The following is a 22,969-nucleotide window of genomic DNA, read 5'->3' on the forward strand; positions in this document are numbered from 1 at the left end:
CCCATGTCGCGGTGGGTCAGCTTGAACCAGGCCCGGGCAAAGGCCTCGGCGAATTCATCCGGGTTCTCGTGGAACCGCTTCGAGATCGGGCCATAGATCGGGTCCATGCGCATGGCCATGTCGGCGGTGGTCATCATGACCGGCACCTTGGCGACAGAGGCATCGACCTGCGGGGCGTGATCCTCGTCCGCCAGCCCCTTGGCGTGCCAGATATGGGCACCTGCCGGGCTTTTCGTCAGCTCCCAGTCGTAGCCGAAGAGCACGTCGAAATAGCCATTGTCCCATTGCGTCGGGTTCGCCGTCCAGGGTCCCTCGATACCCGAGGTCGTGGTGTCCACGCCCTTGCCGCTCTTGTGCGCGTTCTTCCAGCCAAAGCCCATTTCCTGCAGGGCGGCGGCCTCCGGCTCGGCGCCCACAAGTGCCGGATCCCCCGCGCCATGTGCCTTGCCAAACGTATGCCCGCCCGCGACCAGCGCCACGGTTTCCTCGTCGTTCATCGCCATCCGGCCGAACGTCTCGCGGATGTCGCGGCCCGAGGCGAGCGGATCGGGGTTGCCGTTCGGCCCTTCGGGGTTGACGTAGATCAGGCCCATCTGCACGGCGGCCAGCGGGTTGGCCAGGTCGCGGTCGCCGGAATAGCGCCGGTCGCCCAGCCATTCGGTTTCCGTCCCCCAGAAAATGTCCTCTTCGGGCGCCCAGACATCCTCACGCCCGCCGGCGAAGCCGAAGGTGCGGCCGCCCATGCTTTCGATGGCGACGTTTCCGGCCAGGATCATCAGGTCGGCCCAGGAAATGGCGTTGCCGTATTTCTCCTTGATCGGCCACAGCAGGCGGCGCGCCTTGTCCAGGTTGCCGTTGTCGGGCCAGGAGTTCAGCGGCGCAAATCGCTGTGTCCCGGTCGAGGCACCGCCGCGCCCGTCCGCGGTGCGATAGGTGCCCGCGCTGTGCCAGGCCATGCGTATGAAGAACGGACCGTAGTGACCGTAGTCAGCGGGCCACCAGTCCTTGCTGTCGGTCATCAGCGCGGTCAGGTCCGCCTTGACCGCGTCCAGATCCAGGGCCTTGAACGCCTCGGCATAGTCAAAGCCCTCGGGCGCCGGATCGGCCACGGGCTGATGCTGGTGCAGGATCGCCAGGTTGAGCTGGTTCGGCCACCATTCCCTGTTTCCGGTCCCCGCCACGTTGGTTGCCCCGTGCATCACGGGGCACTGCCCCGCCTGACGCATGTCGTTTCCGTCCATCATTGTCTCCCTCGTTCGGAATTCTGTTGGTTTCTTGCCCCCGCGATCCGGGGGACCTGGGGGCGACCCACACGCGGCGGGCCGCCGAAAGCGTGATCAGATGTTCTGTCGGCTCATCTCTGCGGCGATGAAATCCGCCTGTCGGATCGCCAGCGCCACGATGGTCAGGGTCGGGTTTTCCGCCGCGCCGGTGGTGAACTGGCTGCCGTCAGAGACAAAGAGATTGGCGATGTCATGCGACTGGCCATGCGCGTTGACGACCCCGTCCTGCGCATTTGCCGACATGCGGTTGGTGCCCAGGTTGTGCGTCGACGGATAGGGCGGCGTCGGGAAGACCCGCGTCGCGCCCACCGCATCATAGATCGCCATGCCCTGCTTGTAGGCATGGTCGCGCATGGCGATGTCGTTGGGGTGGTCGTCGAAATGCACGTTGACCACCGGCAGGCCATGCGCGTCCTTCACATCGCTGTTCAGGGTCACGCGGTTGGTTTCCTGCGGCATGTCCTCGCCCACGATCCACATGCCGGCCATGTTCTCGTAGTGGTCCAGCGCAGTGGTGAACTCGCGTCCCCAGGCGCCCGGATCGAGGAAGGCCGCCATGAAGGGCAGGCCCAGCGCCAGCGTCTCCAGCTCGTACCCGCCGACGAACCCGCGCGAGGGATCGTGCCGGGCCTCATCCTGGATGATCCCCGCCATCGTTGTGCCCCGCCACATGCGCACCGGCTGGTCGAAGACGGCGTAGACCGACCCGGTGGTGTGGCGCATGTAGTTGCGCCCCACCTGCCCCGAGCTGTTGGCCAGCCCGTCCGGGAAGATCGACGAGGCCGAGTTCAGCAGCAGCCGCGGGCTTTCGAAGGAGTTGCCCGCGACGCAGACCACCCGCGCCTTCTGCAGCTGAAGGTTGCCATCCGCGTCGAAATACTCGACCCCTGTCACCTTGCCGTCCGCATCGTGCAGGATGCGCGCGGCGTGGCAATTCTCGCGCACTTCGAGGTTGCCGGTCGCCTCGCCGCGCGGGATGTCGGTATAGGCCGCCGACCACTTGGCGCCCCACTTGCAGCCCTGGAAACAGAACCCGGTCTGCTGGCAGGCCATGCGGCCGTCGTTGTCGGCCGAGTTGATCGCCATGCGCCCGGTGTGGACCTCTTCGTAGCCCAGTGCCCGCGCGCCCTTTTCGAAGACCTTGAAGTTGTTGTTGCCCGGCAGGCCCGCGCGACCATTGGTGCGGGTCACGCCCAGCTTGTCCTCGGCCTTGGTGTAATAGTCGTCCATCTCGCGCGGGTCGATCGGCCAGTCCAGCAGGTTGGCGCCCGCGACCTCGCCATAGGTGGTTTTTGCCTTCCACTCATGGTCCTGGAACCGCAGGCTGGCCCCCGCCCAATGGGTCGTGGTGCCGCCGACCGCCTTGACGATCCATGCGGGCAAGCCGCTGAAATCCTTGGCCACCCGCCAGTCGCCGGAAGTCGTGCGCGGATCGGTCCAGGCCAGCTGGCCAAAGCTGTCCCACTCGTCGTTGATGTAATCGTCCGGCAGGTAGCGTCCGCCCGCTTCCAGCGCCACGACGGATACGCCCTTCTGGGCCAGTTCGTTGGCCAGGACACCGCCGCCCGCGCCGGTCCCGATGATGACGACGACCCCGTCGTCGGTCAGGTCAAATGGTGCAGTCATTGCTCTTGCCCCCTCAAAGCCAGTTGATGTCGTCGAAACCGCGATACAGGTAACCGCCTTCGGAGTAGCTCTCGCCCTCGTAGCCGAAGATCGGCCAGACGGCCTTCTGGTTATAAAGCCCGGTCACCAGGCCGCCCCGGACCTGCTGGAAAAAGGCGCTGTCCTCGATGCCGCGCAGCACCGCGACGCGGTCGCGTTCCCAGCCGATATCGAGGTAGCCGGCATGCCCGGTTTCGCGCGCCGCCTCGTTTAGCATGGCGACACCGGCCTCGATGGCCGGGGCGGCCTCGGCGGTGTCGTAGCCCTTGACCGCCAAGGCGTAGAACCGATCCGCCACCTGGTCGTGCGGGTAGATGTCCCGCGCCATCTGGATCAGCACCGCCATTGTACCGGGCGCCAGGTGGTCCACCTCCATCGCCCAGTTCTCGGCCTCTGCCCGACCAGCGACAAAGCCCGCGCCGATGGCAAAGCTGGCGCCGAGCGCCGCGCTTTGCGACAGCAACTGGCGGCGTGTCAGGGTTTTCATTGTGTTGGACATGGTCTCTCCTCCTCCTTGGATGCGGGTCACTGGAAACGGCCGCCGCGCTGAAGCACTTCGATCTGGTAGCCGTCGGGATCGGCCACGAAAAAGAAGCGGGCGAAGGGCTTGCCGTCGTAATCGAAGCTGACCAGCTTGCGCGGCGAAAGACCGGCCGCCGTGAACCGTGCGTGCTCGGCATCGACGTCCTCGACGCTGAAAGCCAGGTGGCCATAGCCATTGCCCAGGTCATAGGTGTCGGTTGCGCCCGCGTTGACGGTCAGTTCCAGTTCGAAACCGGACTCGTCGTTGGACAGGTAGATCAGCGAGAACCCCTCGAAATCGACGCGCTGTGCCACCTCCAGCCCGAATGCCTCGCGGTAAAAGGCGATAGAGCGGTCCGCGTCCAGCACGCGGATCATGGAATGAATTGCCTTGGCCATGTCTGTCCTCGGTATTTGGGTATAAGGGGCTCTGCGGCGTGGCCGTGGGGAGGACGCCGCAGGGCAGGACCGCCCCACCCCGCGCCTTACGGCGCCGGGAAAGGCGGTCGGGGAGTAACCTCAGGGAACGATCACACCGCGCCCGGTAAAGCGGCGGTTCTTGAAGTCGTCGATGGCCTGGTTGATGTTCGCCAGCTTGTATTCGGTCTGGTGCATCATCACCTTGCCGTCGGCGTTCAACTCCATCAGTTCGACCAGCTCGATGTAGTCACCCACCAGGCTGCCGCCGATCTTGATTTCGTTGGCTACCAGATCCAGCGTCGGGATCTCGATCTTGCCGCCATAGCCGACCATGATCAGCTCGCCGCCCTGGCGGAGCAGCTTCCAGCAGATGTTCTCGACGCCCAGCTCGCCGACAAAGTCGATCACCACATGGGCGCCGCCGCCGGTGATGTCCTTGACCTGTTCGATCAGGTCGGGACCGCCGTCCAGCACCACATCGGCGCCCAGGTCCTTGGCCAGTTTCTGAGCCGCCGGTTCGCGGTCCACCGCGATCACACGACCACCACTGATGTGCTTGAGGCATTGCAGCGCGATATGGCCCAGTCCGCCGATGCCCAGCAGCACTGTCCACGATCCGGGATAGGACAGGCGCGCGGCCTTTTTCGCCGCCCGATAGGCGGTAATGCCCGCATCGGCCATCGGCGCGACGGACAAGGGCGTGATGCCGGTGTTCAGCTTGATCAGAGAGCTTTCCGAGGTCTTGAAGTACTCGGCGAACCCGCCGTCGATCCCCAGCCCCGGAAAGGTGCCGTGATCGCAGTACATGTCATGACCGTAACGGCAGTTCAGGCAGATGCCGCAGCTCTGGAAGGGGTGGCAGATCACCGCGTCGCCCGGTTTGACCGAGGTCACGGCGCTGCCCACGTCCTCGACCCAGCCGGCGTTTTCGTGGCCCATGACATAGGGCAACAGGCTGCCCTGGGTGTCCATGATGTCCTTCCAGACACCTTCGATGATATGGAGGTCGGTCCGGCAGAGACCCGCCGCACCGACCTTGACGACCACCTCGTTGGGGGCTGTGATTGTGGGGGGAGGAACGTCTTCAATCTTCAGCTCCACGTTCATCGCGGGGTCGTATTCGTACAGTCTTGCAGCCTTCATGGTCTTGTCTCCTGATCTGAGGGATGAGGCGGCGCGGCGGGTCCGGCCCGTCGCGCCGCGTGACGGGGTTACGGACGGCCCAGCAATTCGGCACCGCCGCCCAGGGCCGGGCCCTCGGTCGGGTCGGCCTCGCCTTCGTCCAGATCGCCCACCAGGGTCTCGGTGGTCAGGATCAGGGTCGCGACGGAGGCCGCGTTAACCAGCGCCGAGGCCGGCACGCGCGCAGGGTCGATGATCCCGTCTTCGTACATGTCGCCGAAGGCTCCGGTGGCCGCGTTGTAGCCGTGGCCCTTCGCGCCGCCGGTCACCGTATCGGCCACGGTTTCGGGATCTGCCCCCGCGTTCGCCGCGATGCGCCGAACGGGCTGCGTCAGGACGGACCGGACCAGCTCGATCCCCTTGCCGATGTCCCCGATGGCCGAGAGGTTTTCCAGAACCGGCGCCGCCTGCGCCAGGGCCGTGCCGCCCCCGGCGACAACGCCGTCCTCGGCCGCCGCGCGCACAGCACAGAGCGCGTCCTCGATCAGCTGGATCTTGCGTTTCTGCTCGACCGGGGTGAAGCCGCCCGCGTAGATGATCGCGCTGCCGCCCGAGAGCTTGGCCAGCCGCTCGCGCAGCTTGTCCTGCTCGATGTTGGGCGGGGCCACCTCGTACATGCGCTGCACCTGGTTGCGGCGGGCGACAACGGCGTCGTGATCGCCTTCGCCCCGAAGGACACTGGTCGACGAGGAGGTCGAGCGCACCATCTCTGCCCCGCCCAGCTGCGCCAGGGTCACGTTCTCCAGCTTCTTGCCCAGGTCGCGCGACAGCACCTCGCCGCCGGTGATGATGGCCAGGTCGTCCATCATGGCGGTGCGCCAGTGGCCGTATTCCGGCGGGTGCACGATCAGGAACTTGCCCGCGCCGCCGTTTTCCAGCAGGCGGATGACCACCTCGGGCGCGATCTCCTCGGCGATGATGGCCAGCGGACGGCCTTCGCCCTCGGCGATCTCGATTGCCTTGTCCAGCACCGAAGGCTGCAGGATCTTCTGATCCGTCATCAGGATCAGCGGGTTGCGCAGCACCGCCTCCATGTGTTCACGGTCGGTGACCATGTGGTGCGAGATGTAGCCGCGCTCGAAGGACATGCCTTCCATGACTTCCATCGTGGTGTCGATGGTGACGCCGAAATCGGCCGAGATGACACCTTCGCGGCCCACCCGGCGCCAGGCTTCGGCCACCAGGTTGCCAAGCTCGGGATCGGTGGCGGACACGCGCGCCACGGCCTCCAGGTACTCGGGGTGGTCCTCGCAATCGCGCGAGGTCTCGTCGATCTCTGCCACGATGCGGCTGACCGCCATGTCGATGCCCTTGCACAGATCGACCGGCTTGACGCCGTTGTCCGTCAGCGCAACGCCCTTCTGGATCAGCGCGTTGGCCAGCACTATGGCGGTGGTGGTGCCGTCACCGGCTACCTCGTTTGTCTGCATCGAGACCTCGCGCACCACTTGCGCGCCCATGTTCTCGAAACGGTCGGTCAGCTCGATCTCCGACGCGATCGACACGCCGTCACGGGTGATCAGCGGGGTGCCCACGGGGCGATCCACCATCGCGTTCAGACCCTTGGGCCCCAACGTCGGTTCCACCGCCGCCGCCAACCGTGCGACACCGCGTGCCAGCGCCTTGCGAGCGAATTTTCCGTGTACAAGCAATTTGGCCATGTCTTCCTCCTTCGCCGCACGGGGGTCCGTGGGCGTCTCCCTGATTTCTCTTGGTTCTTCAGTTGGTCAGCGCCGGGTGGCGTGATCCTCTCGCGGCGGTACGCGGCCCGCGATGAAATCCACCAGCGTCGGTCCCTCGGGGCCGATCTCGACCTCCTTGTACCGGGTCGATGCCAGTCCACGGCACAACGCGCCGTTGAATTCCATGTTGATCCGCGTGCCTTTCAGCCGCACCAGATGCGTCGCCAGTTCCTGCGCCTCGATGGCCTGCCCTTCCCAGGTCGGAAAAGCCAGATCCTCCGGGTTTTCCGCCAATCCCTGGTCAAGCAGCAGGTCACGATAACGCGGCTTCTGCCGCTCTTCCTCTTCACCGTGCATGGTGATCCGGTCGAAGCCAGCCAGCGTCAGCGAGACGATCTCCGCCTCGGTCATCCCCTGGGCCTGCAGCGCCAGCAGCATGACTTCCTGCCGCCGGTCAAAGGCCTTGGCACGGAAAGTGTCGACCACCTCGGCCAGGTTGGCCCCGTCGCAGTACTGCGCAAAGACCTCTTCGAACGGCTTGCCGCTGTTCACGCCTTCGTTGACCTCGTCGCCAAAACAATGGTCGTTCAGCGTGACCTGCACCTCCTGCACCCAGGGCAGCGCGCAGACCTCTGCGCGGATGCCAAAGGCCATGAGGAAGGCAAAGTTGGGCGAGCACCAGTAGGTCGGCAGGCGAAACTCGACCTCGACGCGCTTGGAGCCGATGACCTCGGCACGCTCGACGAAGCCCATGTCGGTGATGGGTTCGTCGAGCTCCGGATCGGTCACCGCCTCAAGGCTTTCCCAGAGCTCGCACTCGAGATCGGCCTTGATGATGTCCGTCAGCATGGTTTCACTCCGCCGCGATCTGCACCGGGGCGCCGGCCAGCTGCCGCTTCTTGGCCTCGACGTCGATGCCGTAAAGCCGCGCCGCGTTCAGACCCAGGATCTTTTCCTTGATCTCGTCGGTCAGCTGCACGCCGCGTTCCTCGGCGATGTCGTCGGGGATCTGGAAGTTCCAGAACTTCTCGACCAGCCACTTGGGCGTCCAGATCGCGTAGTCCGAGCCGAACAGGATCTTGTCCTCGCCGACCCAGAACAGCAGTTCCGCCATGACCTCGGCGAAATAGCGCGGGCGGGCATGGATGAAGGGCAGCGCAACGGCAAGGCCGGCGTAGACGTTGGTTTCCTGCACGGCGATCCAGCAGAAATCGTCCAGGCGCGGCAACCCGCAGTGTTCGACGATCCAGTTCAGGTTCTGGAAGTCGGTGGCCGCATAATCGACGTCGTCGACGTTGAACGCGTCCTTGGACAGCGGGATGATGGTCGGGCCCTTGTGGACGTGGATGTTCTTGATGCCCAGTTTCTCGCACAGCTCGAAGCACTTGTAGGCGGACGGATCATTCAGCGCCCAGCCCTTGCTGTCGCCGTTCCATTCCGCCGTGTACATCTTCACGCCCTGGATATCGAAGTTTTCCTTCATCCAGTGGATGTATTCCAGCGCCTTCTCGCCATCGCGCGGGTCGAAGCTGCCGTTGACGATGAACCGTTCGGGGTGACGCTTGGCCATCTCGGTCGAGCGTTCGAGGCAGCCGAAACCGTTCTTGTAGAAGTCCTTCAGCACGGTGGTCTGGATGACCGCCATATCATTCGGCCCGTCGACAAAGAGGTCGCGATAGATGTCGTCCTCGGAGTACTTCTCGAACCGCGACTTTTCCCACAGCTCTTCCTGCGGGCTGAGGTTGGTGTGATAGGCGTAGAAACACTCTATGAACTGCTTGCCATGCACGTTGGCCTGGTTCTCGGGGCTGCCGTCCCAGAAATGGGTGTGGCCATCGAGAACGAAGATTTCCTTGCCGTCCGGTGTCTTGTACATGAGATCCTCCCTGGAATTCTGTCGGATTGGCTGGGTGTCAGGGGGCCGGACCGCGCCCGGCCCCCGATCAGGGCAAAGCCCTTAGATGTATTCCATGACCTCGTTCATGTCGCCGAAGAGGATGACGGTGTCGTCATCGACCCGGACCATGCGGCCGTAGTGGGTCGAGGTGTTGACCTCGAAAGTCTCGGCGGTCATCTCGCGGCCCAGAAACTCGGTGATCTCGCTCATCTTGAAGACCAGCTTGCCTTCGCCGTCGATCCGGATGGTCGCCGGGTTGTAGGTGATCGTGACATTGGGATCGTGCTCTTCCATGAACTCGGCGATGGCGCGGGCCTCGACGCTGTCGTTCATGGTGACGCCGCACTGGTGCGAGACCTCGCGCGAGCTCAGGTCGATGTCCTTCATCGACTTGAAGATGTTCTGTTTTGTCGCGTCACGCGCTACGTTTGACATAAGTCTTTTCCTTCTTGTGTTGCGATTAGCGGCTGAGGCCGAGTTCCCCGAGGATCTGGCCGATGCGCTCCTGCGAGACGGCCTTCACATCCTCGAAGGAGACGGGTTTGGAATGCGGCTGCGACCAGATCGGCTGCAGTGCGGCGGCAGCCTTGTCGGCCAGGTCGCCGTGCTTTTTCAGCCAGGACTGGAACAGCGCCTTGTTGTGGGCGGCGTGCTGTTCGTCGTTGACCAGCAGGTAGATCAGGTCGATCGTGTTCGCGAGGTTGCGCTCGTAGTCGGCCTCTGCCGCCGAAATCACCGGGGGCGTGATGAAGTCGTTGTTCGCCGCCGCCGCCTGCATCAGGAAGCCCGAGCGGAACAGCTCGCCCACCAGCGGTTCAAAGACGATGTTGATGGCGAAATACTGTTCGAGGTAGTCCTCGCAGCCCATGATCGTCTCGATCGCCTCGCGGCAAGGCTGCCAGATCGGATCTTCCAGCCAGGCCTGCTTGCCCAGCGTGTCGTCCCAGCCCTCGATGTCCATGCCGATCTCGGCCAGGTACAGGGTGATGTCCTGGGTCAGGCGCATCTTGTAGGACGAGTTGGTCAACGTGGCGTTGTTGATCATCTGGGTGTAGCCGTAGCGCTGCGCCTGCATGAGCGAGGTGCCAAGGCCGAATTCGGCGTGCTTCCATGCGCCGAGGTGCTTTTGCAGGATCTTGGTCCAGACCTTGTCGAAGGCCGCGGGCGCGCCGGCCTTGCGGGCGTTCGAGATGACGCTCTGCACCATCGTCTCGATCTTGGCCTGACGCTGGTAGTGGGTGCGTTCCCATTCCTGGTCGGGCGCGCGGAAGGCGTGCCAGTTCGACGACAGCGCCGCGGTGTTGTCCTTGCGGTAGGCGCCACCGCCCTTGCCGCCTTCGAATTCGATGATCCAGTTCTGGATCAGGTAGCGTTCGGGATCGGGCTGGACGTCGACGGTGACGTCCTCGTAGTGGGTCGCCCGTTTGCCGCGCGGTTCAAAGTAGTTGTACTTGCGGCTTTTCGAGCCGACGAAGACGGCCGCGCCTGCTGCCCCGGATCCCACCGAGCTTGATGTTGCTACCATAGTAGCCTCCCTTGTCTGGTTTTACGTTCGCGTCACTTGCGTTCGGGCCGGTATCAGTGGCCCGAAGAACCGGAAGTGGGCGTGAACTTGTCGTAGAAGATGCGGTCCGTATCGAAGTCGTGCATGAACAGGACCGGCGTCAGCGCGTCGATCATCGGCGGCGGCCCACAGGCGTAGACGTCGCCCTCGCCGTCGATCCCCAGCTCCTTGAGCCGGCGGTCGACGCATTCATGGACAAAGCCGCGCTCACCGGCCCAGCCATTGCCCTCTTCCTCGTGGCTGAGCACGGGGATGAATTCGACACTGGGATGCGCGTCGGTCAGGGCGCCGATCTCGTCCAGTTTGAACAGGTCGGATTGCGACCGCGCACCGTAGAAGAAGTAGACCGGGCGGTCCTCGCCGCTGGTCAGGTGATCGTTCAGGATCGACCAGACCGGCGACATGCCGGACCCCGCGCCCACCAGCACTACCGGTCCTTCCCGTTCTTCGCGTCGGAAGCACATCCCGTAGGGTCCCTCGACGGAGACTTCGGCCCCGGCCTTGATTCCTCCGTCGTCGAGTTCGTTGGAGAACCGTCCGTCGGGGTATTTCTTGATGATGAAGGAGAGTTTTTGGGTTTCGCTCGGCGGATTTGCCATGGAGAACGAACGTGTAATCTCCTCCCCCGCTTCGGTCCTGACCGTGATGTCGACATATTGGCCCGCCCAGAATTTCAAAGGCGCATCCAGTTCGATCTGGACGCCACGGATGTCGTGGGTCAGCTTTTCAAAGTCGGTGATCTTGCCGGTGAACGTCTTGACCGGGATGGACTTCGAAAGCACCTCCTCGTCGTAGTTGAGCAGTTCGATCTCGACGTCGCTCCAGGCCAGGGTGCGGCACATCAGGACGTGGCCGCTGTCCTTTTCCATGTCGTTGAGCGCGAAGGTCGAGTATTTCAGCATCTCGGTCTCGCCGTCCAGCTGGACGCATTTGCAGGCCGAACATTGTCCTTCCTTGCAACCGTGCGGCAGGGCAATGCCCTGGCGGAAGGCGGCGTCGAGGATCGTCTCGTTCTCCTCGACCTCGAATTCCACGCCAACCGGTTCCAGTCGGACTGTGTGGACGTCCGTCATCTTTTCTTCTCCCTGATCCTTCTCACGCCCCGTGCGGGCGCCGGGTCTGGTGGGGAAGGCCGCGCACGGCCTTCCCGGTTTTTCTGCGTCAGTTGCAGGGATTGATGGTGAAGCCCGCGCGGTATTCCGCGATGTGGGCCTCACGCTCTGCCGGGCTCATGCCGCGCAGGGCGTTGAGCGGCGAGGCAAGGGTGTGGCCGCGGACGTGCTCCAGCTTCCACATGTCCTTGTCGTCGAACCGCAGGTGCGGCTGCGGCACCAGCGTCTCGCCGTCTTCGCGGACGAAGTTGAGGTCCTTGATGGCGTCGGCCAGGTCCCAGCCGTCGTACATCGACTCCCACTCGCGCTTGCCCGAGAACTTGCCCATCGCCGGGGTCGGCCGGCCCTGGTACTCGTCCGAGAAGGCCTCGACGGCGGTCCAGCGGTCCAGTTCGTGGGCGAAGGTGTGCAGCTGCCCGTCGATCTCGTCGACGACCATGTCCTCGCGGATCAGGCAAGGCACCAGGCACGACCAGCAGCGGTGCGGATAGACGTAGCCCACGTCCTCGTTGAAGGTGACAATCTTCTCGCCCGGCTTGCTGAGCTTGTCGTACCACTTCCAGAATTCGCCGAACTCGGCGTACCAGCCCGGGTACTTGTGCTCGAACCACTCGAAGTCCTTCTCGGTCTGGGCTTCGATCCGCCAGAAGTTGACGGGCCAGCCGACGGCAAAGAACTGGGCGACCTTGTGGACGTAGTTCTTTTCGGTGATCCGCTTCCAGGCTTCCTGGACGTCGTCGTGGTGCACCTTCACGCCGTACTTCTCGAGCGGCAGCATGTAGGTCCGGTAGTAGTCTTCAAAGATCCACCGGTGCCACATCTCCGCGTAGGATTCCTTTTCCTTGTCGCGGTTGGTGGTGCCGTATTCGATGAAGGTACCGATGGCGGCGTCCACGATGGCGTGGTTCTGCCAGAAGGCGTAACGCAGGTCGCGCTCAAGCAGCAGGTGGTTTTCCGGCTCCTTCAGCGCGGCCATCAGCAGCGAGTGGCCGTTGCCGATGTGCCGGCTTTCGTCCGACTGCACCGACAGGAACACCGTGGGCAGCGCGTAGTCGCCGTTACGGGCGGCTTCCGACGGCATGGCCACGAAGAGCGTGTTGGTGAAGGCGGTTTCGGCAACCACGGTCAGGTACATGCAGGCGGCGGTCATGGTGTCGCCGGTGATGAACCCTTCGCCGAACTGGCGACCGATGGTGGTGGCGTAGCACTTGCCAAAGGCTTCTTCTGTGATGTCGAAGCCCGCCGGGTCGATGTAGTTCTCCATGTACCACTTCTTCAGGTTCATCTGAATCGTGGAGTGACGGAATTCATCGACCATCTGCATGGTAAAGCCGGTGCGCAGGTCTTCGCCCGGCGACAGCCGTGCAACCATCGCCATCGAACGCGCGGCCGAAATTTCCGGGAAGGGGATGATGGCCAGGAAGAGCTTCATCCACTCGATCCAGCGCGGTTCCACGTTGCGGAACATGTCGCCGCGCAGGGCGGCGTCGAGCGCGCCGTAAACCCGGTTGTCCTTTTCCTCTTCCATCGGGAAGTAGGAACGCAGGACCTGTTTCATCGGGTCACGCGGGGCCTTGGTGATCTTGTAGTCCGTGGGGAAGGTGTTGGCCTCCTGGACATACGTGGGGTTCCACCCGAGATCCGAGATCTTCTTGGTGGCCTCCCCGACCGAAATGCCACGCTGAGACGTGATTTTGTTCAACGTCAAAGTCATGCCATGAGCCTCCTTTCAAGCTCTGCGGCCGGTAGACCGACCGCTGTTTCAGGCGACAGGCGTCGCCGGTTCATTGGCCGGACGACACAGCGTCCGGCACGGATCACGGCAAAGGTTGGAAAGTCCGGGTCTCCGTCAGCGCCTCCGGCCTGTATCCGGCTGCGAGGAAATGCTGCGGTGCGGCTTCCACTCCTTCGTTCTTGTGCGCCTGCCAACGGGGCGAGGCGTCATGTTGTGCCAATCCAATAGGCAAGCCGCGTTCCAGACCGGGTCCAGCAGGCCCAAAAAAGACAAAACATCACTCCAAGGTGCTGCTTTTTCTGCTTTTTATTTTCTGATTTTTTCTTCGGCACCGCAGGTCTGTTTCCTGGGAAACTGCGTCAGCCCGCCGCAGTGTCACGTCGTGTTACACCCGTACGTTACAGTGGACGCTGGACATTACGGACGACCGTACTGGGGCGTTACACTCGCTCCGGCGAGTGACGCGCAAGCTCTTGGGAAGATGGGTGTTTTCAGGCCGATTTACGCCGCAGCGCAGCACGGGCGATACCGCATTCCTGGCGGTATTTCGCGGCCACACGGCGCGAGACGGCGATGCCCTCTTGGCGCAGCTGCTGGGCAAGATCACCGTCGGACAGGGGGCTGGCCGGGTCTTCGGCCTGGACAAGCGCCCGGATTCGGGCCTGGACCTGTGCCTTGCAATGTGCCCCGCCGATCCGGGAAACCGATCCGGGGCAAAGGGTCCGCGCGGGGATCACCCCCTGCGGTGTCTCGATCAGGTAGCCGTTCATCACCCGGCTGACCGTGCTGGTGTGAAAACCGGTCGCCTCGGCCAGGTCGGCCTGTGTCAGGGGGCGCAGTGCCGCGTCGCCCCTGTCCAGAAAGCCGGTCTGGCGGGCGATCAGCGCCTCGACCACTTGCCGCGTCGCGGACTGGCGCAGGTGCAGCGCGAATTTCAGACTGCGCGCCTGTTTCAGCGCCTCGGCCAGATCGGGGTTGTCCCCGGCGCGCGGGATGGCGGCGATCTCGACGGAGGGTTCGGTGTCGCGGTTGAACCGGACCTTCCAGGCCCCGCCCTCGCGCGTCACGCGCGCGTCGGGTTCGCGTGTCAGGGCCGGGTCCGCATCGAACCGGGCGCCAGGTTTCGGGTCCAAGGTGCGGATCCGGGCCAGGCATGCTGCCACGGTCCCGGGAGACAGTCCCACCTTGTCCGCCAGCGCATCCGCACCCCCGGTCTGCAACAGGTCCAGATGCGACAGGACCGCCTCCATCTCGGGGGAAACCTCGCCCCGTTCCGCCAGCTGCAGATGCAGGCACTCGCGCAGATCCCGCGCGAACAGCCCGGTGGGCGAAACCCGTTCCTGCACCAGCCTCAGCGTCGCCTCGACCAGTGTTTCACGAATGCCCAGGTCCCGCGCGATCCGTCCGAGGTCCGTATTGATCCATCCGCTGGGTTCGAGGTCTTCCATCAGCCGGGTGATGATCCGCTCCATCAACCCGCCGCGCGATATGAGGTCGGACAGCTCTGTTTGTACATGAGCAATCAGGCTGCACGCGCCATCTGCCAGTGTTGCCTCCAACGCGTCACTGGCGCCAAGACCGACAAGAAAGCGCCGCCTTGGCCGGCGCACCAGCAGGTGCGGATTGACCTCGGCCGCCTGGGTCAGAAGCTCAGTCACTTCCGCCGCCGTCAAACGCAAGAGCGCCATCGACTGATGCAGGACAAATGTCTGCGCCTGCCGCGTGACATGCCCCAGCGCCGGGGTCATGCCCGCCCCGTCTTTTGCACGGCATCCGTGGTTTTTTCTGGCCGCAAAGCCCTGGCCGCGCCTAGACTGGTCCAAACCGCAACGGCGAAACACCGGACATGAGCCAGAAATTCCCCTTCGGCGACATCGCCACCCTGGGCACGGCCCCGCCCGAGATGTCCTATCCCGGCCTCTCTCCGCAGTTGCTGGCGCGCACGCGCCAGCTGTGGTCTGTGCGCGGGCTGGATTTCGATGACGCCTGGCGCCGAGCGATCCGGCAGATGCCGGGGTTCCGCGCCCTGCCCCGCATCGACGACACCGCGACCAGCGCGCAGGTCGACCTGGTCTTTCTGTTCGATCAAGGGCTGATCTGGGTGAAAGCGATCCATGCCGCCGCCCGCCGTGGATACGACCATGGGGTGCCGGGCCTCGATCCCGCGCAATGGCACGGGCTGGCGGCCTTGTCCGCGCGGCTGACCGAACAGATGACAGCGCTCAGGATGCTGGCGCTGACCGATCTGCCGCTGCCCGCAATGCAGATCGCGCGCTCTGTCTCGGAAGACGTGGACATGTTGCTGGTGCTGCTGGTGCGGCGCAAGCTGGCGGCGCGTTTCATCGCCTGTCGCACCGTCGAGGAGGCCAGCAGCTTCTGGCGCCGCCACATCGCGGGTGGCCGCGCCTTTCGCGCGCTGACCGAGAAACTTTATGAAATCGGGCTGGATTACTCGCCCGACACGGATTACGGGCGCTGGCGCAAGGACGTGCTGGCCAATCTCGGGGCTGCCGTTCACAGCAATGCGCTGGCCATGCCCGGAACGGACCGCCAGCCCGGCGTCCATCTGGGAAATGACAACAGCCTGCATTTCGCGACCTTCCGGATCCATGAACTCTGTGCCTATGCCCAATTGATCAAGCCGGACCTGGTCGAGGCTCTGACACGCGCCGCGACAGAGCCGCCCGAGAGCGACCCGCAGGCCGGCCTCGCCGCTCCGCTGAGCGCGATCGTCGTCAACCAGATACAAAGCCTGTCACAACCCGCCCCCGCCCCTTCGGCCGGTGGCGCGACCCGCCACTAGGGCGGGTCCGCGCGGCTGCCTGGTCTGCCGCCATGACGGCGGGTGCGGCAGCCACGGCCCCGCCCCCTAGGGCGCGAGGCCAAGCCCCGATCAGGGCCGCATGCGTCAGTGCATGCTTTCCTCGGACTTGCCGAGCTTGCCCTCGGCAATCCAGCGAGCCGCCAGGACAAAGGCGCCCATCGCGAAGTCCTTGCCATGCTCGTCCATCATTTCCTCGGCCATCTTGGCGATCTCCGAGAAATAACGGTCCTTGCTCTGCTCTTCCTTGGACAGTTCGAGTTTCATGATTTCCTCCCGTTTTCGTTTTGTGTCAGTTACTTGAACATGACCTTGGGAAAGGTCAGGATGGCCGCGCGGCCATCGGCAAAGCCCAGCGCAAGGTGCTGGCCGTCGGTGGACCAATCCATCGCCGTGACCGAGGCGCCCTTGCCCTCGACCAGCATCAGCTCATCCGGCTGGCCTAGCGGGCAAAGCGTCACCAACCCGTTGGCATACCCCACGGCACAGCTGTCCCGCGTCGGGTTGGGGGCGACACGGTCCACCAGGGTCAGACCCGGCTTTCCGGTGTGGATCGGGTCGCCTTCGTACTTGCCGAAGGGCAAGTCTGGACAGCGCCAGCCGACCACGCGGAAGGCGCCAGAGGCCACCAGCACGTTGGCCTTGTCGCTGAAAGCGGCAGAGCCGACCGGCGCCGGGAACCCCTCGATCACGTCCGCCTCGCCGCGCAGGACATTGACGACCACCAGGGAGGTTTCCCGGCACCCGGCGACGATCCACTTGCGGTCCGGCGACCAGGCGAGGCAGTCCAGCGTGCCTTTCGCGGGGATGTCGGCCCGCGTCTCCAGCGTTTCGGCCTTGAGCACGACGATCCGCTCGCCGCATCGCGCGGCGATCAGGACACCGTCGCCGGAGGCCGCCAGTTGCGTGACCGGCTCGCCCAGGTCGCAGTCCGCCAAGGGCGCAAGATCCTCTGCCCGCAAGAGCGCCAGCGCGCCGCCCCGGGCCACGCAGATCGCCTCTTGCCTCGGGACCGCGCACAGTGCCGTGACCGGCCCGGCGCCAGCCTGTGCCAGCTTGACCACCTGTCCCCGCGCCGTCACCCGCGTCAGAGCGCCGGCCTGATCGACGACGGCAAACCCCTGTTCGCCCAGCGCGCAAAACCCCGGCGCCTCTGACAGCGACACCTCGGCCCCGACGGGCGGAGCCACCGGATTTTCACGCGGGCGGATGGTTGTCCGCCCGGTGTCGAATTCCATCCGGATCCGCTTTTCGGGATGTTCCGCATCGGCCATCGGCAAGAGCGCCAGCCCGCCGCCTTCCATACGGCAGGCCACGGCAGAGCCGCTGGCGTTGAACCCGACCTGCCGCACCGGAGCGGACAAGGTCCATTCCCGGCCGATCAGGTCGAACAGGCTGAGCGCCTGGGGTGGTTTCGTCTCGATCATGTCTCTCCTCCTTCGACCTTGGCCTCGAGTTCTTCGTCCAGCTCGGCCAGACGCCGCTCGAGCGCATCGATCTTTTCCTCACAGGTTTCCAGCGCGCCCTCGGTGCGCCCCATCTCGCGGGCAACGCCCGGGTTCTCGTCGTCTTCGGCCATGTCCAGAACCTGCATCCCGCTCTGTTTCTGGGTCAGCCGAAGGTGCTCTGCCGTGATCTCGGAGATCCCCTGGATCGTCTCCAGACGCTCCATCAGGATGTCTTGGACGGTTCGCCGTTGATCGCTCATGCCTGCCCCCTATAGTGCCCGCCCAGCCGGAACAGAGAGGTCGCCTCCGAATGCTCAGCCCCTTCGACACACGTTTCTTCGCCACCCTCGCAGAGGTCGCGGCCCAGGTGCTGGACCCGCAGGACAGCACCATCGAGATCGCCCGCAAGGCCGCCCGGACCGGCGCCCCGGACGACCTGCGCGCGGCCCGTCAGGCGCTGGACGACCTGCCCGCGGACAAGCGCGACAGGCTGATGGCAGAGACGCACAGGCGCTTGGCCACGGACCTTTCGGCGATCTGGGACCAGATGCCCGGCGCCCCCTCGGGCGGGCGCATGAATTGACCTGGGACACCCGCGTCGACGAGGTCTCTCAGAGCGGGTCAAGCAGGTTCCGGTGCCGGGCAAATGCGGCGTGCCGGTCAGGGTCGGGCGGTGTTGGGCGAGACGTGTCATGGTCGCGACATGCTACCTTTCGCGACTTCCGACGCAACGAAAACCTTTGAAAATTCAAGTTATTAGGCCACAAGTGGACGAGTGGACAAAAAGTCGTAAAGCTTCGTTACACTGTCCGGGACGTATCGTAAAAATCTGTTTCGACTCCGCTCCGACCGATCCGCGACCAGGGGCGAATCTGCCGCGATGCGGCGAATCGTTGCACCTGAGATGGCCGCTTCTGCGCCGGTTTCCCACAGTCGCCCGGCGGCGTTTCCCGACCTGTCGGCAATCCCATGCCGGACAGCCTCAACGCCGGACCGGCAATGGCTGTCCATGACCCGTTCCCTCTCTGACCGGCACGGCGCGAACGGCCCTCGCGCGCGATGGGCAAGGCCTTTGACATGAACCACTTGCAAGAGGGCACGCCCGGTCCGCCCCACACCCCGATACAGAAGATACCGACCATCCGGGGACTTGACGCAGCGGCAGCATTTCGGTGTCACTTGGCCCCCACGAGCCGGGCGCCATTCCGGGGCCTCCGGGCGGCGCTATGCAAAATGTTTATGACATGATAATCTTTTGGGCGGGGAGACGTGGAAATGGACATCTTTACGACGGGCGCCAGTCGGCGCCCTTATCAACATGACGCCAAAGGAGCCATGTTCGACGATGCCATCGCCAGCCCGGTTCGCGCCCGGCCCGCAGGGGCGCCGCTTGCCTGACCGACAAACCTTCACCGCCGCCGCAGACCAGCGCGCGGCCCTGACAGAGTGACCGATGGGGCGACCTAGATATTTCAAGGCCACGCAAGGTGGCAACGACGATGCCGGCCTCTTCCCCGAGTACTCGGAAGGAGAAACCCGGCGCGCCTGGGAAAACTATGTCACCGGCCAGCCCGAGACTGGCGAGGTGCGCAGCGAGATCGTCCAGTCCTGGCAACGCAGCATGAACCTGGGCGTCGATGCGACGCGGTTGCAGTCGCGCAAGATCGAACGCGACGAGGAACTGCGAAAGCTGCGCCGCCGCAACGCCAGCCTGCGACAGGCCGCCCGCGCCGCCTTTGCCCGGCTTGAACCGCACCTGGCCGGGGCGCAGGTGATCCTGATCCTGACCGACAACAACGGCGTGATCATCGACGCCATCGGCGATCACGATGTGCTGGACGCCGGGCAGAACATCCACCTGGAAATCGGCGGCGTCTGGAACGAGGACGTGATCGGCACCAACGGCATCGGCACCGCGCTGAAGACCGGCAAGCCGACATATGTCCACGCGGCCGAACATTTCTGCCAGGGCGTGCAGGCCTGGACCTGCGCCGGTGTCCCGATCTTTGACCCGTTCGACCGTTCGGTGATCGGGGTGGTGGACCTGTCCGGCCCGCCCGACATCTTTCGCCGCCACAACATCGCGCTGGTGGTCGCTGCCGCCCGCGAAATCGAGATCGCCCTGGCCGAACAGCAGCGCGAGGAACGGACCCGCCTGCTGGAAACCTTCCTGAACTCCGATGCCAGCCGCCCGGACACCAGCGTCCTGTTGCTGGACAAGGTCGGCCGCATCATGTTCCGCCGCGGGCTGGACGACAGGCTGCACCTGCCACGCCCGGATTTCGCGGTCGGCCACCAGTTGCTGCCGTTGAGCGCCAACATGACAGAGGGCGACATCCGCGCCGCCCTGCCCCGAGACATCGAAACAGACGGCATCACCCGGCTGGAATTCGACGGCAGCCTGCGCGGTGCGGCCCTGTCGCTGAAACGCTCTACCGCCATTCGGCCGCAGGACACGGTCGCCGTGCGCATCAAGCCGCGCGCAAATGTCGACGAGGACGAGATCGTGATCGTAGGCAACGCGCCCAAGATGCTGGAAGCCATCGAACTGGCCGAACGCGCCGCCTCTGCCGGGGTGACGGTGCTGATCCAGGGTGAAACCGGCGTCGGCAAAGAACTCTTTGCGCGGCTGGTCCACAACCGGATCGACCGCAAGAACGCACCCTATGTCACGGTCAACTGCGCCGCGATCTCCAAGGAACTGATCGGGGCAGAGCTGTTCGGCCATGTCGAAGGGGCCTTTACCGGCGCCCTGCGCGGCGGCAAGCCGGGCAAGTTCGAACAGGCGGACGGCGGAGTGCTTTGCCTGGACGAGATCGGCGACATGCCGGTGGAATTGCAGCCCTACCTGCTGCGGGCACTGGAACAGCGCGCGGTCTACCGGATCGGCGACGACCAGCGCCGCCCGGTCAATGTCCAGCTTGTGGCAATGACCAACCGCAACCTGCGCAGCGACGTCGAACAGGGGCGGTTCCGCCGCGACCTCTTCTACCGGATCGGCATCGTCGCGATCGACGTGCCGCCCCTGCGCCAGCGCAGCGGTGACGTTGCCCTGCTGATCGACCATTTCAACAGCGTCTTTTCAGACCGGTTCTCTCGCCCCCGGCTGGTCTTTGCCCCGGCGGTGATGGACCGGCTGAAAGAATACCGCTGGCCCGGCAACGTGCGCGAGTTGCGCAACCTCGTGGAACGGCTCTACCTGCTGAAATCCGGCCCCGAGGTCGGCCTGAATGATCTGCCGCCAGAGATCATCGAACCGGCGGACGGGCTGGGGTTCAGCCATTACGTCGACGTCGAAGAGGCCCCCATAAACCTCGAAAACATGGAGGCGATGACCATCCGGCGCGACATCCAGGCGGAAAAGGGCAACCTGACCCGCGTGGCCGAGCAACTAGGCATCTCTCGACCGACGCTTTACCGCAAGATCAAGCAATATGGCATTCCGCGCGACTGATCGGGCGGCCTGCGGCCAGGGGTGACGGGCGGTGACAGTTCATGACTTCCCGGCGCGACTGGTGGCAGAGGAGTTCTGCCTCAGACCGATGTCCGAGGGCGACCTCCCCGAGGTCGTTCGGCAGCTATCGGACGAGCGCGTCGCGCCCTGGCTTGCAGCCGTCGCCCAGCCATTCGGCCCCACCGAGGCACAGGCGCTGCTGGAACACGGTCAGCACCCCGGCGAGCACCTGCGCATCATCGAGATCCAGGGGGCTGCGGCAGGCTGTATCTGCTTGGGCGCGGGCCTGTGGTACTGGCTGGACCCTGCCTTTCAGGGACGCGGGGTCATGAGCGCGGCATTGCGCCTGACCCTTGCCGAGTGGTTCTCTCGCCCGGCGCCGCCCCTGCTGGCCACCTGCCGCACGGACAATGCGGCCTCATTGTCGCTGCTGGCGCGCCTTGGCTTTGCCCGCTGCCCGGGATCGCGGCGCATGTTCTTTCAGGCCAGCGGTCGGTCTCATCCCTGCCACGACTTCCTGATGGCGCCGGAACAATGGCACCTGCTCAACCCGCCCCGCTATGACCTGGACGGACTGAGCCTGCGCCCGGCACGCCAGAAGGACGTGCCGACGCTTGCGCTGATGCTGCCAGGCGCCACGCCGCCCTGGCCAACGGCGGAGGCCCTGCCCGGCTTTGTCGAACGGCACCGCTTTCGCGGCGCCGCTTCGGGCCTGTTCGTGATCGAAGACAAGCTTGATCGGAGCATCGGCATGGCGCTGATGGTCGCGGGCGATCCACCCGCGCTGGCCTTCCTGTCCAGCGATGAGGCCAACGCCCACGCCGACATGGTCGAGCTGGCGCTTGCCAAGGGGCTGCCCGCCCCCGCCCGCTAACAGCTCCACGGGGCCCGTGTTTCGGGGTCGATGTCCCATGCCTTTATCGCCGCGCGCAGGGTCTCTGGCGGCAGGTCGCCGTCACGCACCAGCGCCTCGATCGCCGCAAGCGCGATATTCTGCCGGTCGACCTCGAAGAACCGGCGCAACGCCTGGCGATTGGCCGAACGTCCAAAGCCGTCGGTTCCCAGCAGGGTCATCGGGGCACGCAGATAGGGCGCGATCTGGCCGGGAAAGGCCCGGACGTAGTCGCTGGCCACCACAACGGGCACCTCTCCTCCCAGCAAGGTTTCGACGTGACTGGTCTCTCGCAGATCGGGCGCCTTGAAGCGGTTGCGCCGCGCGACCTCCATCGCCTCGCGGGCAAGTTCGGTATAAGAGGTGGCCGAGAAAACCTCTGCCACGACGCCGAAGTCCTGCAACAGTTCCGCGGCGGCAAGAACCTCGACCAGGATCGTCCCCGATCCCACCAGCCGCACGCGGGGACCGGTTTCCCCGACGCAGCGCAGCTTGTAGAGGCCCTTCAGGATGGCCGTCTCCGCCCCCTCGGACATCGAGGGCTGGTCGTAGATCTCGTTCATCACGGTGATGTAGAAGAACTCGTCACGCTGTTCGTCCAGCATCCGCGCCATGCCGTGATCCATGATGACCGCCAGTTCATAGGCAAAGCTGGGATCCCATGCGCGGCAATTCGGGATCGCCGCCGCCGCCATGTGGCTGGAGCCATCCTGGTGCTGCAACCCCGCACCCGACAGCGTTGTCCGCCCCGCCGTCGCCCCCAGCAGGAAACCCCGCGTGCGCTGATCGGCCGCCGCCCAGATCAGGTCCCCCACGCGCTGAAAACCGAACATCGAATAGTAGATGTAGACCGGCAACAGCTCGGTATCATGCACGGAATAGGCCGTCCCGGCAGCGGTCCAGGAACTGATCGCGCCGGCCTCGGTGATGCCCTCTTCCAGCAACTGGCCGTTCGCCGCCTCCTTGTAGAACATCATCGCGCCCTTGTCCTCGGGATCGTACAACTGCCCGTCGGGGGCGTAGATGCCGATCTGGCGGAACAGGTTGTCCAGCCGTTCCCGCGCGGCCAGTGTCAGCCCGGCGATGGATTCCGGCTCGTCCATCTCGCCGTCGCCAAAGACGCCCCAGGCATGCCGATCCTCGGTCCGGGCCAGGCCACGCGCCTGCAGATAGCGCATGAACCGGGCCTGGTAGACCGCGCTGAGCGGCCCGATCCCCATCGACCCCGTCGGCACCTGCCAGAAATCCGGCATCAACCAGGGATGCGGGTAGGAACACAGGCCCTTGCCCGG

At 64.8% G+C, this 22,969-nt stretch carries 22 protein-coding genes; 5 read left to right on the forward strand and 17 right to left on the reverse strand.

Features of this window, described 5'->3' with window-relative positions; all coding sequences use genetic code 11:
* The 13 genes from PVW46_RS16145 to PVW46_RS16205 form a co-directional block, all read right to left on the reverse strand.
* The coding region (locus tag PVW46_RS16145) for a peroxidase family protein (RefSeq protein ID WP_338020533.1) at nt 1-1,241 on the reverse strand (1,241 nt) is incomplete at its 3' end.
* Between the two features lie 96 nt (nt 1,242-1,337).
* Nucleotides 1,338-2,909: a GMC family oxidoreductase gene (locus PVW46_RS16150; protein ID WP_069210249.1), complete on the reverse strand. Its 1,572-nt coding sequence runs from the start codon at nt 2,907-2,909 to the stop codon at nt 1,338-1,340.
* 13 nt (nt 2,910-2,922) lie between these two features.
* A complete protein-coding gene (locus PVW46_RS16155; protein ID WP_069210250.1) occupies nt 2,923-3,447 on the reverse strand; it encodes a twin-arginine translocation signal domain-containing protein in 525 nt (174 codons plus the stop codon).
* A gap of 26 nt (nt 3,448-3,473) precedes the next feature.
* Nucleotides 3,474-3,869: a VOC family protein gene (locus PVW46_RS16160; RefSeq protein ID WP_069210251.1), complete on the reverse strand. Its 396-nt coding sequence runs from the start codon at nt 3,867-3,869 to the stop codon at nt 3,474-3,476.
* Between the two features lie 120 nt (nt 3,870-3,989).
* Nucleotides 3,990-5,033 (reverse strand): NAD(P)-dependent alcohol dehydrogenase, encoded by a 1,044-nt coding sequence (locus PVW46_RS16165; RefSeq protein ID WP_043145819.1) that lies wholly within the window; start codon nt 5,031-5,033, stop codon nt 3,990-3,992.
* Between the two features lie 68 nt (nt 5,034-5,101).
* Complete coding sequence (locus PVW46_RS16170) at nt 5,102-6,733, reverse strand: molecular chaperone GroEL (protein ID WP_043145820.1); 1,632 nt, start codon at nt 6,731-6,733, stop codon at nt 5,102-5,104.
* A 66-nt stretch (nt 6,734-6,799) separates the two neighbouring features.
* Nucleotides 6,800-7,603, reverse strand: a complete 804-nt coding sequence (locus tag PVW46_RS16175; RefSeq protein ID WP_052244809.1) for an iron-sulfur cluster assembly protein — start codon at nt 7,601-7,603, stop codon at nt 6,800-6,802.
* A 4-nt stretch (nt 7,604-7,607) separates the two neighbouring features.
* Nucleotides 7,608-8,630, reverse strand: a complete 1,023-nt coding sequence (locus PVW46_RS16180; protein WP_043145821.1) for an amidohydrolase family protein — start codon at nt 8,628-8,630, stop codon at nt 7,608-7,610.
* Between the two features lie 81 nt (nt 8,631-8,711).
* Entirely contained in the window at nt 8,712-9,086 is a 375-nt protein-coding gene (locus PVW46_RS16185; RefSeq protein WP_043145824.1) for an MmoB/DmpM family protein, read from the reverse strand.
* Between the two features lie 25 nt (nt 9,087-9,111).
* A complete protein-coding gene (locus PVW46_RS16190; RefSeq protein ID WP_043145825.1) occupies nt 9,112-10,176 on the reverse strand; it encodes an aromatic/alkene monooxygenase hydroxylase subunit beta in 1,065 nt (354 codons plus the stop codon).
* A 53-nt stretch (nt 10,177-10,229) separates the two neighbouring features.
* Nucleotides 10,230-11,288, reverse strand: coding sequence for an NADH:ubiquinone reductase (Na(+)-transporting) subunit F (locus tag PVW46_RS16195; RefSeq protein WP_043145827.1), 1,059 nt, complete (start codon nt 11,286-11,288; stop codon nt 10,230-10,232).
* 88 nt (nt 11,289-11,376) lie between these two features.
* Nucleotides 11,377-13,041 carry an aromatic/alkene/methane monooxygenase hydroxylase/oxygenase subunit alpha gene (locus PVW46_RS16200; RefSeq protein WP_069210252.1) on the reverse strand — a complete coding sequence of 555 codons (1,665 nt, stop codon included), beginning with the start codon at nt 13,039-13,041 and terminating at the stop codon, nt 11,377-11,379.
* Between the two features lie 512 nt (nt 13,042-13,553).
* The gene (locus PVW46_RS16205) at nt 13,554-14,810 is read right to left on the reverse strand and encodes an RNA polymerase factor sigma-54 (protein WP_069210253.1); all 1,257 of its coding nucleotides are present in this window, start codon (nt 14,808-14,810) and stop codon (nt 13,554-13,556) included.
* Between the two features lie 98 nt (nt 14,811-14,908).
* Between PVW46_RS16205 and PVW46_RS16210 the strand changes: the two genes are divergently transcribed.
* Nucleotides 14,909-15,865 (forward strand): hypothetical protein, encoded by a 957-nt coding sequence (locus PVW46_RS16210; protein ID WP_043145834.1) that lies wholly within the window; start codon nt 14,909-14,911, stop codon nt 15,863-15,865.
* A 105-nt stretch (nt 15,866-15,970) separates the two neighbouring features.
* On the opposite strand, the gene PVW46_RS16215 is transcribed toward PVW46_RS16210, so the two are convergent.
* From PVW46_RS16215 to PVW46_RS16225, 3 genes are read right to left on the reverse strand one after another with little or no spacing between them, the layout of a single operon-like run.
* Nucleotides 15,971-16,150 (reverse strand): hypothetical protein, encoded by a 180-nt coding sequence (locus PVW46_RS16215; RefSeq protein ID WP_043145837.1) that lies wholly within the window; start codon nt 16,148-16,150, stop codon nt 15,971-15,973.
* A gap of 29 nt (nt 16,151-16,179) precedes the next feature.
* Nucleotides 16,180-17,310 (reverse strand): WD40 repeat domain-containing protein, encoded by a 1,131-nt coding sequence (locus PVW46_RS16220; RefSeq protein ID WP_069210254.1) that lies wholly within the window; start codon nt 17,308-17,310, stop codon nt 16,180-16,182.
* Entirely contained in the window at nt 17,307-17,591 is a 285-nt protein-coding gene (locus PVW46_RS16225; protein ID WP_133065726.1) for a hypothetical protein, read from the reverse strand. The genes PVW46_RS16220 and PVW46_RS16225 overlap by 4 nt, the downstream gene beginning before the upstream one ends.
* A gap of 50 nt (nt 17,592-17,641) precedes the next feature.
* Here PVW46_RS16225 and PVW46_RS16230 point away from each other — a divergent pair, with 50 nt between their 5' ends.
* The 4 genes from PVW46_RS16230 to PVW46_RS16245 all read left to right on the forward strand — a co-directional run bounded on the left by PVW46_RS16230 (nt 17,642) and on the right by PVW46_RS16245 (nt 21,659).
* Entirely contained in the window at nt 17,642-17,914 is a 273-nt protein-coding gene (locus PVW46_RS16230) for a hypothetical protein (RefSeq protein WP_043145843.1), read from the forward strand.
* 692 nt (nt 17,915-18,606) lie between these two features.
* The gene (locus PVW46_RS16235) at nt 18,607-18,729 is read left to right on the forward strand and encodes a hypothetical protein (RefSeq protein WP_261394907.1); all 123 of its coding nucleotides are present in this window, start codon (nt 18,607-18,609) and stop codon (nt 18,727-18,729) included.
* A 55-nt stretch (nt 18,730-18,784) separates the two neighbouring features.
* Complete coding sequence (locus PVW46_RS16240; RefSeq protein WP_274576661.1) at nt 18,785-20,785, forward strand: sigma-54-dependent Fis family transcriptional regulator; 2,001 nt, start codon at nt 18,785-18,787, stop codon at nt 20,783-20,785.
* Nucleotides 20,786-20,816: 31 nt separating this feature from the next.
* Nucleotides 20,817-21,659: a GNAT family N-acetyltransferase gene (locus PVW46_RS16245; protein ID WP_139022711.1), complete on the forward strand. Its 843-nt coding sequence runs from the start codon at nt 20,817-20,819 to the stop codon at nt 21,657-21,659.
* Here PVW46_RS16245 and PVW46_RS16250 read toward each other — a convergent pair.
* Nucleotides 21,656-22,969 (reverse strand): transketolase-like TK C-terminal-containing protein (locus PVW46_RS16250; protein WP_443137045.1); only part of this gene is annotated, 1,314 nt, incomplete at its 5' end. The genes PVW46_RS16245 and PVW46_RS16250 overlap by 4 nt on opposite strands.

It is taken from the genome of Mameliella sp. AT18, assembly GCF_028807275.1.
In the GTDB taxonomy this organism is placed as follows: domain Bacteria; phylum Pseudomonadota; class Alphaproteobacteria; order Rhodobacterales; family Rhodobacteraceae; genus Antarctobacter; species Antarctobacter albus.

Bases quoted from the DNA above. Each gene is read 5' to 3' on its own strand.
- PVW46_RS16220 (WP_069210254.1), bottom strand. From the start codon at position 17,310: ATGATCGAGACGAAACCACCCCAGGCGCTCAGCCTGTTCGACCTGATC.
- PVW46_RS16235 (WP_261394907.1), top strand. From the start codon at position 18,607: ATGGACATCTTTACGACGGGCGCCAGTCGGCGCCCTTATCAACATGAC.
- PVW46_RS16230 (WP_043145843.1), top strand. From the start codon at position 17,642: ATGCTCAGCCCCTTCGACACACGTTTCTTCGCCACCCTCGCAGAGGTC.
- PVW46_RS16210 (WP_043145834.1), top strand. From the start codon at position 14,909: ATGAGCCAGAAATTCCCCTTCGGCGACATCGCCACCCTGGGCACGGCC.
- PVW46_RS16155 (WP_069210250.1), bottom strand. From the start codon at position 3,447: ATGTCCAACACAATGAAAACCCTGACACGCCGCCAGTTGCTGTCGCAA.
- PVW46_RS16180 (WP_043145821.1), bottom strand. From the start codon at position 8,630: ATGTACAAGACACCGGACGGCAAGGAAATCTTCGTTCTCGATGGCCAC.
- PVW46_RS16150 (WP_069210249.1), bottom strand. From the start codon at position 2,909: ATGACTGCACCATTTGACCTGACCGACGACGGGGTCGTCGTCATCATC.
- PVW46_RS16160 (WP_069210251.1), bottom strand. From the start codon at position 3,869: ATGGCCAAGGCAATTCATTCCATGATCCGCGTGCTGGACGCGGACCGC.
- PVW46_RS16215 (WP_043145837.1), bottom strand. From the start codon at position 16,150: ATGAAACTCGAACTGTCCAAGGAAGAGCAGAGCAAGGACCGTTATTTC.
- PVW46_RS16175 (WP_052244809.1), bottom strand. From the start codon at position 7,603: ATGCTGACGGACATCATCAAGGCCGATCTCGAGTGCGAGCTCTGGGAA.
- PVW46_RS16225 (WP_133065726.1), bottom strand. From the start codon at position 17,591: ATGAGCGATCAACGGCGAACCGTCCAAGACATCCTGATGGAGCGTCTG.
- PVW46_RS16170 (WP_043145820.1), bottom strand. From the start codon at position 6,733: ATGGCCAAATTGCTTGTACACGGAAAATTCGCTCGCAAGGCGCTGGCA.
- PVW46_RS16200 (WP_069210252.1), bottom strand. From the start codon at position 13,041: ATGACTTTGACGTTGAACAAAATCACGTCTCAGCGTGGCATTTCGGTC.
- PVW46_RS16240 (WP_274576661.1), top strand. From the start codon at position 18,785: ATGGGGCGACCTAGATATTTCAAGGCCACGCAAGGTGGCAACGACGAT.
- PVW46_RS16190 (WP_043145825.1), bottom strand. From the start codon at position 10,176: ATGGTAGCAACATCAAGCTCGGTGGGATCCGGGGCAGCAGGCGCGGCC.
- PVW46_RS16165 (WP_043145819.1), bottom strand. From the start codon at position 5,033: ATGAAGGCTGCAAGACTGTACGAATACGACCCCGCGATGAACGTGGAG.
- PVW46_RS16205 (WP_069210253.1), bottom strand. From the start codon at position 14,810: ATGACCCCGGCGCTGGGGCATGTCACGCGGCAGGCGCAGACATTTGTC.
- PVW46_RS16195 (WP_043145827.1), bottom strand. From the start codon at position 11,288: ATGACGGACGTCCACACAGTCCGACTGGAACCGGTTGGCGTGGAATTC.
- PVW46_RS16185 (WP_043145824.1), bottom strand. From the start codon at position 9,086: ATGTCAAACGTAGCGCGTGACGCGACAAAACAGAACATCTTCAAGTCG.